The sequence below is a fragment of the Nocardia sp. NPDC004654 genome, from assembly GCF_040609595.1.
Lineage (GTDB): Bacteria > Actinomycetota > Actinomycetes > Mycobacteriales > Mycobacteriaceae > Nocardia.
Window position 1 is genome coordinate 140,043 of sequence record NZ_JBEXKI010000010.1, and the last position, 12,819, is coordinate 152,861.

General features: G+C 68.3%; 13 protein-coding genes. 7 read left to right on the forward strand and 6 right to left on the reverse strand.

Features of this window, described 5'->3' with window-relative positions; translation table 11 throughout:
- The first annotated feature begins 252 nt into the window (after window positions 1-252).
- Window positions 253-1,527 (forward strand): hypothetical protein, encoded by a 1,275-nt coding sequence (locus ABZV58_RS30125; protein ID WP_355003569.1) that lies wholly within the window; start codon window positions 253-255, stop codon window positions 1,525-1,527.
- A 5-nt stretch (window positions 1,528-1,532) separates the two neighbouring features.
- Here the strand turns inward: ABZV58_RS30125 and ABZV58_RS30130 are convergent, their stop codons facing one another.
- The 3 genes from ABZV58_RS30130 to ABZV58_RS30140 form a co-directional block, all read right to left on the reverse strand.
- Complete coding sequence (locus ABZV58_RS30130; RefSeq protein ID WP_355003570.1) at window positions 1,533-2,585, reverse strand: fused (3R)-hydroxyacyl-ACP dehydratase subunits HadA/HadB; 1,053 nt, start codon at window positions 2,583-2,585, stop codon at window positions 1,533-1,535.
- Window positions 2,586-2,632: 47 nt separating this feature from the next.
- Window positions 2,633-4,069, reverse strand: a complete 1,437-nt coding sequence (locus ABZV58_RS30135) for a lipase family protein (RefSeq protein ID WP_355003571.1) — start codon at window positions 4,067-4,069, stop codon at window positions 2,633-2,635.
- A gap of 214 nt (window positions 4,070-4,283) precedes the next feature.
- A complete protein-coding gene (locus tag ABZV58_RS30140; protein ID WP_355003728.1) occupies window positions 4,284-5,441 on the reverse strand; it encodes a lipase family protein in 1,158 nt (385 codons plus the stop codon).
- A gap of 333 nt (window positions 5,442-5,774) precedes the next feature.
- On the opposite strand from ABZV58_RS30140, the gene ABZV58_RS30145 reads away from it, so the two are divergent.
- Window positions 5,775-6,017, forward strand: a complete 243-nt coding sequence (locus ABZV58_RS30145; protein ID WP_355003572.1) for a hypothetical protein — start codon at window positions 5,775-5,777, stop codon at window positions 6,015-6,017.
- Window positions 6,018-6,021: 4 nt separating this feature from the next.
- Here the strand turns inward: ABZV58_RS30145 and ABZV58_RS30150 are convergent, their stop codons facing one another.
- Window positions 6,022-7,146, reverse strand: coding sequence for a lipase family protein (locus ABZV58_RS30150; protein WP_355003573.1), 1,125 nt, complete (start codon window positions 7,144-7,146; stop codon window positions 6,022-6,024).
- 308 nt (window positions 7,147-7,454) lie between these two features.
- On the opposite strand from ABZV58_RS30150, the gene ABZV58_RS30155 reads away from it, so the two are divergent.
- From ABZV58_RS30155 to ABZV58_RS30165, 3 genes are all read left to right on the forward strand, one after another.
- On the forward strand, window positions 7,455-7,934 hold the full coding sequence (locus tag ABZV58_RS30155) for a DUF2599 domain-containing protein (protein WP_355003574.1): 480 nt from the start codon (window positions 7,455-7,457) through the stop codon (window positions 7,932-7,934).
- Between the two features lie 29 nt (window positions 7,935-7,963).
- Complete coding sequence (locus tag ABZV58_RS30160; RefSeq protein ID WP_355003575.1) at window positions 7,964-8,623, forward strand: NAD(P)H-binding protein; 660 nt, start codon at window positions 7,964-7,966, stop codon at window positions 8,621-8,623.
- 650 nt (window positions 8,624-9,273) lie between these two features.
- Window positions 9,274-9,501 (forward strand): hypothetical protein, encoded by a 228-nt coding sequence (locus tag ABZV58_RS30165; RefSeq protein WP_067778370.1) that lies wholly within the window; start codon window positions 9,274-9,276, stop codon window positions 9,499-9,501.
- 362 nt (window positions 9,502-9,863) lie between these two features.
- Here the strand turns inward: ABZV58_RS30165 and ABZV58_RS30170 are convergent, their stop codons facing one another.
- Together ABZV58_RS30170 and ABZV58_RS30175 are read right to left on the reverse strand one after the other, a co-directional pair.
- The gene (locus ABZV58_RS30170) at window positions 9,864-10,751 is read right to left on the reverse strand and encodes a helix-turn-helix transcriptional regulator (protein ID WP_355003576.1); all 888 of its coding nucleotides are present in this window, start codon (window positions 10,749-10,751) and stop codon (window positions 9,864-9,866) included.
- An 89-nt stretch (window positions 10,752-10,840) separates the two neighbouring features.
- Window positions 10,841-11,065, reverse strand: a complete 225-nt coding sequence (locus ABZV58_RS30175) for a DUF397 domain-containing protein (RefSeq protein ID WP_141811104.1) — start codon at window positions 11,063-11,065, stop codon at window positions 10,841-10,843.
- A 366-nt stretch (window positions 11,066-11,431) separates the two neighbouring features.
- Between ABZV58_RS30175 and ABZV58_RS30180 the strand changes: the two genes are divergently transcribed.
- Both ABZV58_RS30180 and ABZV58_RS30185 read left to right on the forward strand, forming a co-directional pair.
- Entirely contained in the window at window positions 11,432-12,229 is a 798-nt protein-coding gene (locus ABZV58_RS30180) for an SAM-dependent methyltransferase (protein ID WP_355003577.1), read from the forward strand.
- 417 nt (window positions 12,230-12,646) lie between these two features.
- Window positions 12,647-12,805, forward strand: a complete 159-nt coding sequence (locus ABZV58_RS30185; protein ID WP_355003578.1) for a hypothetical protein — start codon at window positions 12,647-12,649, stop codon at window positions 12,803-12,805.
- Window positions 12,806-12,819: the final 14 nt, after the last annotated feature.

Here is a 12,819-nt window from a genome sequence, read left to right on the forward strand (position 1 = left end):
CGTTCTGAATGCATGCACAGGCGCACGGGCACGTTGGGGCCGAGCACCAGCCACGAGCCGGAACCCCTCCCCGATAGGACGCACAACTCGGTCACGCGCACGACGCCCAGGACCGGCCCTGGCAATCATCGCGCTAACGTTTCCGCGCATTCCGCCGCTATATCGAGTGTGTGGCAGACAGGTCTCGGGCCCATCGGCACACCGGCCCGCGACGAATCGAGTAGGAGAATCGTGTAGGCAGAGGTGATTCGTATGGCGACCGTGGGTGTCACGGCGGACCGAACGACGGTTCGCGCGGTACTGCTCTCCAATCCGGTGGCGGACGAACCGCCATCGGCCCCGCTCGAGGAGGTGGAGTGGGAGATCGGCGAGGCCACGGCGGCCGAGTCGATCGCGGCGGCCCTCGAGAATTTGGCCGACCGGACCCTCTCGCTCATCGAGAACATCGCGCTGACCTACCGCACGGTGGAGGAACGGCGCGACATCGTCACCCATCTGGCCACCGGCCGATGGCGGACGTCCTCGCTCGTTTCGGTGCGCGCGGCACTGCTCGCCTACGTGCGGGAAGTCGCCGACCTCGACCGATTCGAGACCATTCTGGCGCTGGAGATCGCCGATCGTGACCTGACCTTCATCCTCACCGACGCGGCGCGCTCGCGGATCCTCGCCTCGGCCGCGTGGCGGGCCGGACCCGATCCCGCGGCCGAAGCGCTCGATCGCGTGCGCCCCGCGCTGCTGGCCAAGGGCCTGACGCTGGACGGCGTCGTGCTCTGCGGCGCGCAACCCGTGGCTCCCGAGCTGCTCGGCGATTTCGAGCGCGTTTTCCAGATTCCCGCGGTCACCGTGGACGACCAGTACCCCGCCGCCGCGGTCGGCGCCGCCCGCATCGCGGCCGCTCAGCTGCCGCAAGATCCCAGCGGCGAACCCGCCGCCCCGATCGCCACCGGCGAGCGGCGGCGCGCGGGTGTGGCGCTTCCGCTCGGCGCGGCGGCGGTCGCGGTGCTCGCCGCGTCGGGCATCGCGCTCTCGCGCGGTACCGACGACGCGACGTGGACCCGCGAGGCGTACCGGACGACCCCGCCCGCCGTGGCGCCCGCCACCCCCGATACCGCGCGACCCGACGCGGCGCCGCCGATCATGATCGAGGACACCCACCAGCCGGGAACGCACCCGGCCGTCGCACCGGCGAATCCGGTCCGGCCGGCGCCGGGGTCGGCGCAGGCGAGGCCCCTCGACCCCGGCGACCCGGCCGATCCATTCGACCCCAACGAACCGACCAGGGAGCAGCGTCCGCAGATTCCGACGACCACGCGTTTTCCTGCGCAGGCGGCACCGATCGGAGAACCGGCTCCTGGCGCGGAGCCGCCCAGCAGGCCGGCGGCGACGGCGCTCGGCGCGCCGAACGACAACGGCCTGTACCCCGGCGAAGCACCGCCTCCGCCTGCTGGTTCCGATCCCGCCGTCATCTCGGCATGGTCGGCGAACCACCTGCGGCTCAGCCAACAGTGGCTGCTGCAGGGCGGGTGAGCCGATCAGGAGAGCCGCACTCGCGCGATGCCCTTGCCGAACAACTTGCGAGCACCGCACGTGGCGCCGACTTGCACGGTCGCGGCGCGGAGCGCCGGATCCAATTCCTTGACGCGGCCGCTGAATTCGATCGTGCTCTTCCGGTCCGCGGGCACCGGCGCGAAACCGCCGAAGCGCACGCCGTAGTCGACCACCGCGCCGGGATCGCCCAGCCACGAGGTCAGATATCCCGCGCCGAGGCCCATGGTCAGCAGCCCGTGCGAGACGACATCGGGCAATCCGACCGCCCTGGCGACCTCGTCGCTGAAGTGGATCGGATTGGTGTCGCCGGAGACGCCCGCGTAGTTGACCAGGTCGCCGCGTGAGAGCGCCACCTCGTGCGCGGGCAGTTCGTCGCCGACGCGTAGATCCTCGAAGCGGATCAGCCCGCGTCGATCGCTGTCGTCGAGCGCGTCCGGCGGGCCCGCCGCGCGCTCGGTGAGCCGAGCCGCCGAGGGATGCGGGCTGGCGCTGTCGGGCGCCGCGGGCCTCTGGCCGCTCATCATCACGCCCGCCACGGCGGCGGCGAGATCGCCCGCCATCTCGACGCCGGTCTGCGCGATGACGGTGCTGTGCGTCGTCTGCAGCGGCCGCCCCGCGCCGTCGCTGAGCAGATTCCGGATGACGAGCAGATCCCTCGCGCCGAACTGGCGGAACGATTCGAACGTGCACTCCGAGACCAACTCGTCGCCCGCGACGATCGGGCGGTGCACCCGCACCCGCTGCTCGGTGTGCAGCACCTGGCTGACGTCGTAGCCCGTCAGTTCGGTCTCGAACATCGTTCGCTGCATCTGCAGCCACACGATCGCCGGGAAGGTCAGCGGCGCGACGAGTCCGCCGTAGCCGAGCGACGCCGCGGCGTCCTTGCTCCAGTGCGCCGGGTGATAGTCCTGCACGGCCTTGGCGAACTCGCGAACCTTCTCCCGGCTGACCTCGTAGCGGTCGGCGAGCCGGAAGTGGCGCCCGACCAGCGCCGCGGCTTGCTGGGCGGCGGAGGGTACGTCGAAGTGCGGCGTCATACTGTTGAATCGCGCCGCGGCGGGTCAGCGCAACGTTCGCCGGGACATCAGCATTCGTTCGGGGCGGGCACACCGCGCAACCGCTCGTCCAGCCACAGCACCACCTCCGGGTAACCGGTGGCCGCCCCGATCACATGTTCGCCGAGCACCCCGCGATAGACCGCGGTGACACCGAGCCCGCACTGTTCGCGGTAGAGATTGCGCGCGCCTTCGGCCGGGATCCAGAACTCCTGGTCACCGTTGTAGATGTAGAGCGGCACCGCGGAGGGCATGTCCTCCATGCGTGTCACGCGGTAGATCTCGGCGGCGAACTCCGAGCCGAGCGGGTCGGGAAAGTTCGCGGCGATGTCGATGGGCAGCATCAGCACACCGACCGCACCGAAGGTGCTGCCGCACAGGTCCTTCGCCGGTGAGGTCGCGATCCATTTGGCCAGATTGTTCATTCGCGCCAGGATTTCCGGACGCTCCCTTCCGATGGCGAACACCGCGGCCATGAAGACCGCTGAGGCCAGATTGCCGTTCATGCTGCGCGCCAGGATCTCGTAGTCGGCGGGTACGCCGCCCAGCGCGGCGCCGACCACGACCTCGGACAGTTCCGGCGCGTAGCCGCCGATCAGTTTGACCGCGCCGTGCGTGGCGATGGCCCCGCCGGAGTAGCCGAACATGCCGAAAGCGCTGGCGCCGAACTCCTCGGGCAGCAGATTTCGCACGGCGCGGATGCTGTCGAGCACCGCGTGGCCCGCGACATACGGTTCGGCGTAAGCCATCCACGGGCCCTCGTGATCGGGGATCAGCACCGCGTACCCGCGCAAGATCGCCAATTGCGTTGTGGGCGGGATGAAGTCGGTAACGCTGGTGTTGTCGGTCCAGCCGTTGGCGAGGCTGTAGCCGGGGGTGCAGTCGCGACCGAGCGCGTCGATCGGCAGGTTGTTGACCACCACCGGGCGATCGCCGTCACCGGTCCACGCGCCGGCGGGGACGACCAGGGTCGCGGTGGCGAAGGACGGTCTGCCGTGCGCATCGGTGGTGCGGTACTTCATCAGCAGCGCCTGACGGAATGGCACGAGTACGAGCAAACCCGCCGTCGCGGTGACATCACGGACCTCGATGATCTCGCCCGGCGCGTAGTCGGCGAGGTCGGGCGGCCAGAAATCGAAGATCGGATCGCCGACTCCCGAGGGCAGCGCGGCCTCGTGCAGCGCGGCCAGTGTCGGCGAGACGCCCGCGGTCTCCAGTACCGCGCCGTCCTGGCGCGGTGTCGGAACGATCGGAGGCGGCGGAATCACCCGGTCGATCCATTCCTGCACGCCGGGCAGCAGCGATCCCGAAACGGTGGGCAGCGCGGGCAGTCCGGACAGATCGGGAAGGACGGGCGGCGGCCCGGGGGGCGGTGCGGGTACAGCGGGCGGATCGGCCGCGGCGTGGCCCATCCCCGCCGAAGCGACCAGCAGGGCTGTCAGGAGCAGGGCACGCAAAGATCTCATGGCACACGCCTCTGGGTGCGACGTCGGGTTCGCCTGGTGCCCAAAGAGATCGGGCCGTCGACCCCCGAAATGCCCCTTGGGGGCCAGGGACTCAGGCTAACCGGACGCGCCGAAGCGGCAGCCGGTCCGTGCTCGAGTTGTGTGTGTCATGACGCCGAATCGCAACAACCGAGCCGAATCCGCCTGCCTCGAGGCGGATTCGGCTCGGTCGGCGTCAGCAGTTGCTCGGCGCGGGCTCGCCGCGGAAGCGGGCGTCGAGCCAGCTCAGCGCGGTGGGGATGCCGAGAACGGCCGCGGTCAGGTGATCGGGCACCGGAATCTGCTCGGCCTGCACCGGCACGCCCGCCGCGCACCACCTGCGGCCGGTGTTGACGATCGCGTCGACCGGAACCAATCCGTCGATCGGAGAATGCCATTCGAACACCGGTGTGCGCGGCACGCCGTCGTAGAGCTCGAGGCTGTTCTCCTCCACCACCGCGCGCGCGTCGCGGTCGTCGATCATCGAGGTCGTCTTCGCGAAGTCCATCGCGCCGCGCCCCGCGCCCGTCGCGATGATGTCGTTGGTGCAGCTGTTGGCGATGGCGTCTCGCGCGGCCAGCCCGCGATCGTTGAGCTGCTCACTCAGCGGGAACCGCTCCGGATACTCGCGTTCCAAGCCGAGGCCCGCGGCCAGCGCGAGACCGAACACCGGATGCGAACCGAGGCCGAGACCCTCGAGCATCTTGACCAGGTTCATCGGCACCCCGCCCATCGCGGCGCCCGCGAGCTGGAGTTCCGGCGCGTACTCCGGCGCGAGCGCGGCGGCCCACGCGGTGGCCATTCCGCCGCCGGAATAGCCGACCATCGCGGTCGGGCTCTGCGCCAGTCGCAATTCCGACACCTGCTTGACCGCGCGGATGCCGTCCAGGGTGATCTGACCGCCCAGCTTCGCCGCGCCGTAGGCGAACTGCGGGCCGAGGTGATCGGGCAGCGCCACGGTCCAGCCGCGCTGCAACAGCACGTTCCAGCCGGGCGCCTCGCGCACGATCAGATTGGGATCGCCGGTGTAGAGCACCCGGGAGACCGAGCACTCGGCGCCGAGCCCGTTGATGATGTGTTGGAAGGACAGCAGCGGGCCGTCCGCGCGGTGAGCCTTCGGGGTGAGCACCGTCGTGGTGGCCGCGATCGGTTTGCTTGTGGAGTTGGTCGAGCGGAAACGCACCAGGGTGATGGTGGTGTCCGGGAAGACCAGCAGCGGCGGCATCTGGCGCACCGCGATCACGTCGCCGGGTTTCTTGTCGGCCAGGTCCGGGGGCGCGGCATAGAACGGGTCCGGGTCCGGCGCCGGGTAGAGCGGTTCGCTGTGGCTCGCTCCGGCCACCGCCACCACCATCAGCACGCCGAGCGCCGCGGCTCCGAGCGCGCGCACCGAACGTAGGGCCTTTCTCATGGACTGTGCCTCCCCAGTGGGTCCAACGTTGGAGATCATCCTGATCAATGCCCGGTCGGCATGGCAAAAAAGACAGGCAACGTGTGGACTTCTCACAAGTTTGGTCATGACACGCTGTGACCGGCGCGCACACACACTCGTGAGAATCCCCACCGAGGCCCGCGAAGCCCTGTGACTTGTCCAGCCAGTGGGATGGAACATGTTCTTCGCTATGGTCCGGGATCTACCGTCGAGTAACCGGCGCGAGGCCGCGCCGGCCCGGAAGGAGACCGTGACATGGACGGCACGCAGCACATCGCAGAACATCGGCGGGGTGTCGCGGACGCGCCGACTCGGCGCGTGACTGTCTACTTCGACGGCCCGACGCCCGAGGACGAGATCGTCCTCGAGTACGCAGCGACGAGCACCGAGGCGTGGGAGTTCACCACCGCGGCGCTGCACGCGGGGCTGACCGTCACGGTGGACGGCAAGATCCGGCCCGAGCTGCGCAGGTTGCCCTGCCGTTCGCTGTGGCGCTGAGCTTTCACGGGTTGTCCAGCACGCGGTGCAGGAAGGCCAGCGTGTCCGGCAGCGAATCGCGCGCGGTCGCCAGGTGGTCGCCGGGGTAGACCACGACTTGCAGATCCGCACCGGCCAGCGTCAGTTCGGTGACCAGTCCGGCGCTCAACGGCGCGGGCACGTCGCGATCGGTCAGTCCTTGGCCGATGAACAGCGGCACCGTGTGCCCCTCGGTCGGTATCCGCAGCATCGCGCGCGCCGCGGCGAGCAGCGCCGGATCCCACAACGGCTCGGCCAGCATCTCGCCGATCGAGATGTCGCGCACGAGGGCGTCTGCCTCGGTGACGCATTCCCGTTCGACCACGTCCAGCACTTCCCTGCCCGCCGGGGTCAGGTAGCCGTCCACATCCAGTTCGGGCGCGGTCGCGCGCAGCCCCGCCATGATCGAGGCGAAATACGCGGTCGTCATCCGCAGCGGTAGTCGCGGCACCCAGGGGCCCATCAGCGGGGCGAGATGCTCGAGATTCGACGGCGGACCGGTGGCGGCCGCGCCACGTAGCCGCAGCTCCGGGGCGTCTTCCGGGGCGGTACGCGCGGTGAACAAGGCGGTCTGCCCGCCCTGGGACTGCCCGAGCACGGCCCACCGATCGCTCAATTCCGGCACCACCGCACGTGCGGCGCGCACGGCGTCGATCATGCTGCGCGCCTGCGAGGGGCCGTCGAGATACGGGTGGGTGCCGGGGGTGCCGAGGCCGACGTAGTCCGTCAGCACCACGGCATAGCCCGCGCGGAGCAACTCCGGGTAGACAGTGTCCAGGTACAAACGGCGCGGCTGCAGCGTGAACGCGCAGTGGTCGGCGATCCCGACCGTGCCGTGCGCGTAGGCGACGATCGGCCAGCCGCCCGGCGGCGGCGCGCCTTGCGGCAGATAGATCGCGCCGCCGCTGCGCATCGGCCCGCGCGGACCGCGCGACCAATAGACCAGCCGCAGCGCGGCGCCCGCATTCGCGACGGCGACCACGTCCGGTAGCGGAGACACCTCCGTGACGGTCCCCGGCCGCTCGGCAGGGTTCGCCGAGCCGGTGCCGTCGGGCGCCGACACCGAGATGACGACCCCGAGCACGCCCGCCATGATCAGTGCACGCTTCATCGGCCGATGATTGCCGGATCGATGCCCGCGCGGCAAGACACCACATTCGGTGTCCCGGCCGACGTAGTCGGACGCGGTCCCCAGCAGACCCGCGTGCGGCCGCGGCGAAGGCGGAGGTACGCCCTCCTTCCCGGCTGGCGCGAGTTGTCGGCGAAGGCCGTCCCGCCGCGCGCGATTACGCTCGACGGAGACGTCCGCGCCGCGCGGACGCGACAGCGCCTCGGGAGGGATCGATAGTGAGACAGCGGACGCGGAAAGCACACGACCGGCGACCACGCCCGGCGCGGGGTGCGGGGTTCGCGTTGCTGGTGTCCGTCGCGGTCGCCGGATGCGGGGCCGAGGAGGCGTCCACCGCGTCGCCGTCCAGCACCGGCTCGCGGCCGCTGTCCGCCACCTCCGCGACGCCCACGCGTCCGCCGAGCACGAGTTCCGATCGCGCGACGCCCCTCGCGGCGCAGCCGACGGTCGATCCGTACGAGGGCATTCCGCTGGTCGACCACGTCGAGTGGACCGAGAACGTAGACGGCCCACGCCTGCTCGTCTTCCCCTCGGAGGCGGGCCGCCGCACCACCTATCCCGGTTCGGACGAGCGGGCCTGGCAGGAGGTGCTCGTCCAGTCCCCCGCCGCCGACGCTCCCGGCATGCGCGACCAGTTCGTCTGTCACTGGGACTGGGCGCGGCTGGTGCAGCCGAACAAGCCGAGCTGGAATCTCGAACCGTGGCGGCCCGCCGTCGGCTATCCCGAAACCGTGCAGGCCTCGTGCAACCCGGGCGGACCCGAACGCTGACGGTTCGCCCGCTACCGGAAAGGACACCCATGCGCATCGTGATCGCCGGTGGACACGGCAAGATCGCCCTGCTGCTCGCCGAAACGCTCGCCGCCGCAGGTCACTCCGTGTCGAGCCTGATCCGCAACCCCGACCACGCCGACGACGTCGCCGCCGCCGGAGCGCGCCCGGTCGTGCTCGATCTGGAACGGACCGACCTGCCCGCGCTCGTCGACGCGCTCGCCGGAGCCGATGCCGTCGTCTTCGCGGCGGGCGCGGGGGCCGGTAGCGGCGCGGCCCGCAAGTACACCGTCGACAAGGGCGGCTCGGTGCTGCTCGCCGACGCCGCCGAGCAGGCGGGTGTGCGCCGTTTCGTGCAGATCTCCACCATGGGGGCTGGTCAGCCGCCCGCGCCGGGCACCGACGAGGTATGGGCCGCCTATATAGCCGCCAAAACCCAAGCCGAGGACGATCTTCGGGCCCGCGATCTGGACTGGACCATCCTCCGCCCCGGCAGGTTGCTCGATACCGAGGCCACCGGCCTGGTCACCCTGAGCCAGTATCCGATCGGTCGCGACACTATTGCCCGCGCCGATGTCGCCGCCGTTCTGGCCGCCCTGCTGTCCGCTCCGAACACCGTGCGCACCACACTCGCGCTCGTCGCGGGGGATACGCCACTGGCGGACGCGGTCTCCGCAATTGGTAGCTGATTGATTGCTGATTGTTCTGCGTCGCAGCGGATTCGATCGGCGTGATCCCAAAGTCGGTTCCGTCGGCCGAGTTATCCGCGCCACCCGAGCGCTTGTTTTCCGCGCGATTCCGGAACGATTTTCGATGTCACCGATTCGAGACTCGCCGCGGCTACGCCCGTCGGCGGAATGACGACACTTCACTCCGCCCGAAGATCGCACGCCGTCCGGTCCGCCCCGCCGCGCCGCGCCGTCCGCACCGGAACGGCGACATCACCCCGGCGAGCAGCCTCCGACCTGGCCAAGTGCCCACCCGGCAGTGCGCAGCGGACCGTGCGGGCGAGCGGAAACCTGGACGCCGAGACGCCGATCCGATGAACCGTCCGGTCGGAACGGTCGGCGACTCGAGCGGGAAGGGTGAAAAACCTTTTGTGCGAATACAATCGATCGTGCAGATGTACTTGCATCTGAAAGGCACGCGGACATAAACTCAGTTCCGCATAGCTATATAGGGGACAACCAGGGGAGGCCGCGTGGGCGAACCGATGGCAAAGTCGCCGGAAGTTTGCTGCCGCCTACATCAGGGACGTCTTATGGACCAACCACTAGTCGGCGGCCGGCTCGGGTTCGCCGAGGCCGCACTGGCCGACCAGCCAGCGAACGGTAGAACTATGAGCACATCGCCGGCCCGCAGCGGCCACCGAAATACCACGTACTCGCGAGAAACGGCGGTCGCGTTCGTCATCGATGCCGTCGAGTCCACCGGCGCGGCCACCCGGAACGATTTCGACATCGATCGGATCGTATCGACGGCGCACGCCATGGCCGACGACTGGGACCTGAAGGCGCTCCAACCGGCGACCTTCTGGCGCATCGCGTCCACCTTCATCAAGCAGTAGCCGGTTCACCTCGCGGCGCCGCAGCCGAACAACGCTGCGCGCCAATGGGTCTCGCCTGCGACAGCCTCTCCGGACACCACCTCCGTCCGCGAGGTCTCGGCGCGCGACGCACATCGCGACCTACTTCCCTCGCGTCATCCGGACGCTCACCCAGGCGGCCATCTCCGCCTTCACGCTGTTCTCTACGGTTCACGGCGGTTCGCACTCCTGCGAACTGTATGAATGGTCCGTGCGGTCCCCCGCTCGGCGAGTGCGCACGGCGACCCGGATGTCTACGCGATCAATCGCTTTCGGTCCGCACGCGCCGCCGCGCGGGAAGCGAAAAGAGACCGCTTGTAATCTTCAGTGCCGACGCGTGATCGTCACAGTCCGGCCGCGATCGACGACAACATCTCGATCGACTTCTGCGGCGGCAAGGCTTGGACGCTCAGGCGGTCCATCACCGAGAGGTACAGCGCCAGATCCTGCCTGCGGTCCAGGTACAGGGCGCTGGTCAGGTGCTCGAGGTACACGATGTCGGGTAGCTCGGGCTCGGCGAAGCGCAGGATGCTGAAGGAGCTGCCCGCGGCCGCGTGCTCGCCCGCCGAGTACGGCAGGACCTGAAGGGTGACGTTCGGCAGAGCGGCGAGCGCGATGAGGTGTTCCATCTGCTCGCGCAGCACCTGCGGCCCGCCCACCGGACGGTGCAGCGCGGCCTCGTCGATCACCGCCCAGACGATCGGCGGATCGGTGCGGTGCAGGATCTCCTGCCTGCGCTGACGCACGGCCACGCGCCGATCGGTGTCGGCGTCGTCGTAGCCGAGAGCCAGTACGGCCCTTGCGTATTCGGGTGTCTGTAGCAGGCCGGGCACGAGATGCGCTTCGTAGGTGCGGATCTTGTTGGCCGCCTGCTCCAGGCCTAGGTAAGTGCCGAACCAGGACGGCAGCAGATCGCTGTAACGATGCCACCAGCCGGGCTCGTTGGCCTGCCTGGCCAGCGTCAGGAACTGTTCGCGTTCCATGGGATCGCTGACGCCGTAGAGGGTCAGCAGATCGCGGATGTCGCGTTCTTTGAAACCGGTGCGGCCCAACTCGAGACGACTGATCTTGGCGTGCGAACCACGGATCGCGTCACCCGCGGCCTCGCGGGTGATGTTGCAACTCTCGCGTAGCTTGCGCAACTGCCCACCCAGGGCGATCCGGAGCACGGTCGGACCACGCTCCGCGACAACCGATTGCACGATGCCGTCGTCGTTGGGTTCTGCGATCATGGAGTTCGTCTCCGATACTCTTGGTTGCCCACCAGTGTGTCACATACTTGTCATTTCGAGACACACCGCACCGATCGCAATGTTACCTTTCAGCTAGTCAAATCGTCGAATTCTCCGGCTTTCGCTCCACGGACGAACGCGTCGATCTCCGGACGGGTGTAGAACAGGACAGCGCCCTCGGGGTCGCGCGAGTTGCGTACTGCGACCAGGCCATTGGACACCTCCGCCACTTCGACGCAGTTGCCCCCGCTGGGTCCGCTGAACGAACTCTTGCGCCAGGCGCTGGTGATCTTGTGCGTGGTTGTACCCGACATTTCCCACTCCTCGGTTACTGCCAGTGTGAGGGACTTACGGCTTGAGTGCTTGCAGATGCACGCTCAAACGTTCTTGCATTTGCACCTACGTTCGGACGATAGCACGAAGTTCACCATGCGGCGCAGAATAATTCGGACCTACCGGCCGGTTTTGATGCCGGTGATTCGCCGAGTCGTGTAAAGCCCCCGTTCACCTCGCGCATCCGGACCGCTCGCGGCAACCGAATCTTGTACTGTCACAGAGCACATCGGATGACCGTCCATTCGCGACAACCACGGAGTCAGACGCGCGCGGCGCGCCCCGCACATCGGTCAAGGGCGGCGGACATCCGGCCACGCACATATGTTCCAGAGGAGTCCTACGCGATGCCCGAAGACCACAGCCCACTCATCCGGACCGACATTCCCCATTCCGCGCGAATCTGGAACTACTGGATGGGCGGCAAGGACTACTACGAAATCGACAGGATCGCCGGCGACGCGGGCATCGAGGTCGACCCCGACATCACCACCATGGCCGTGCAGTCGCGGCAGTTCCTGATCCGCGCGGTCCGCTACCTGGCCAGCGAAGTCGGTATTCGTCAGTTCCTCGACATCGGCACCGGCCTGCCGACCATGCAGAACACCCACGAGGTCGCGCAGAGCGTGGCGCCGGACTCGAAAATCGTTTACGTGGACAACGATCCGCTGGTGCTGACGCACGCGCGGGCGCTGCTGACCAGCACGACGCCGGAGGGCGTCACCACCTACGTGGACTGCGATTTCCACGACACCGATCAGATCGTCGCCGACGCGCGCAACGTGCTCAACTTCAACAAGCCGATCGCCGTCATGTTCATGGGCGTGCTCGGCCACGCCAAGAGTTACGAAAAGCTGCTGGAGATCGTGGGCACTGTGCTCGACGCCGTGCCGTCGGGCAGCTACCTGGTGATGTGGGACGGCACCGACGACAGCAAGGAGTACGTGACCCTCTGCGAGAACTACACCGGCACCGGTGGCGTTCCGTATGTGCCACGGACACAGGCCCAGATCAAGGCGGTCTTCGACGGATTGGAGATGGTGGAGCCCGGCTTCACCTCCATCACCCAGTGGCGCGCCCAGAATGCCGAGGTGGGCGAGATCCGGCCCATTTCCGCGTACGGCGCCGTTGCGCGCAAACCCTGACACGGAACCGAATACCCGACGCGTCGGCGAAAAGCCGTGCGGCACCGAAAATAGCGTGACGCGTCATCGAGAACGTGGTCCGCACCGATGAATTCCTGACACGTCAGGAAATGGCCGGGTGCCACGTTGGGAAAGACGCTGTGCCACAACGGCGGCCACCGAATCGTTCGGTGGCCGCCGTTTTACATACCTGTTGGTCGTTCGTGCAAATGTACTTGCATCTGTAAGGTACGCGGCTCTAAACTCGGGCGGTAGATAGCGGGGAGACGTGCTAGGGAGTTCGCGCCGGCGTCGCCAGACAATTCGCCTCCCCATCGCCAGACGCGAGGGGCGGTCGACATGAGCCAGCCATTTCGAACTCCCCACCGGGACTTCCTTCTCGGAGGCACCGGTGTCGAGACCTTGCGGCCACGCGCCGTGAGCGAAGTGTCCACCGCCGATTGCGGCGCCGAACCCGGCGGCCTCACCTACCGCAGAGCGCGTGAGATCTTGCACGTCCACGAGGTGCACGGACCGCAGTGCAGGCAATGGCTCGCGGCGGCGGCATACCTGTCCGCCGGTCTCGACGACGAGTAGTCACGCCGATACCG

Bases quoted from the DNA above. Each gene is read 5' to 3' on its own strand.
- ABZV58_RS30165 (WP_067778370.1), top strand. From the start codon at position 9,274: ATGAGCACATCGCCGGCCCGCAGCGGCCACCGAAATACCACGTACTCG.
- ABZV58_RS30180 (WP_355003577.1), top strand. From the start codon at position 11,432: ATGCCCGAAGACCACAGCCCACTCATCCGGACCGACATTCCCCATTCC.
- ABZV58_RS30150 (WP_355003573.1), bottom strand. From the start codon at position 7,146: ATGAAGCGTGCACTGATCATGGCGGGCGTGCTCGGGGTCGTCATCTCG.
- ABZV58_RS30130 (WP_355003570.1), bottom strand. From the start codon at position 2,585: ATGACGCCGCACTTCGACGTACCCTCCGCCGCCCAGCAAGCCGCGGCG.
- ABZV58_RS30175 (WP_141811104.1), bottom strand. From the start codon at position 11,065: ATGTCGGGTACAACCACGCACAAGATCACCAGCGCCTGGCGCAAGAGT.
- ABZV58_RS30125 (WP_355003569.1), top strand. From the start codon at position 253: ATGGCGACCGTGGGTGTCACGGCGGACCGAACGACGGTTCGCGCGGTA.
- ABZV58_RS30145 (WP_355003572.1), top strand. From the start codon at position 5,775: ATGGACGGCACGCAGCACATCGCAGAACATCGGCGGGGTGTCGCGGAC.
- ABZV58_RS30135 (WP_355003571.1), bottom strand. From the start codon at position 4,069: ATGAGATCTTTGCGTGCCCTGCTCCTGACAGCCCTGCTGGTCGCTTCG.
- ABZV58_RS30160 (WP_355003575.1), top strand. From the start codon at position 7,964: ATGCGCATCGTGATCGCCGGTGGACACGGCAAGATCGCCCTGCTGCTC.
- ABZV58_RS30170 (WP_355003576.1), bottom strand. From the start codon at position 10,751: ATGATCGCAGAACCCAACGACGACGGCATCGTGCAATCGGTTGTCGCG.
- ABZV58_RS30140 (WP_355003728.1), bottom strand. From the start codon at position 5,441: ATGGTGGTGGCGGTGGCCGGAGCGAGCCACAGCGAACCGCTCTACCCG.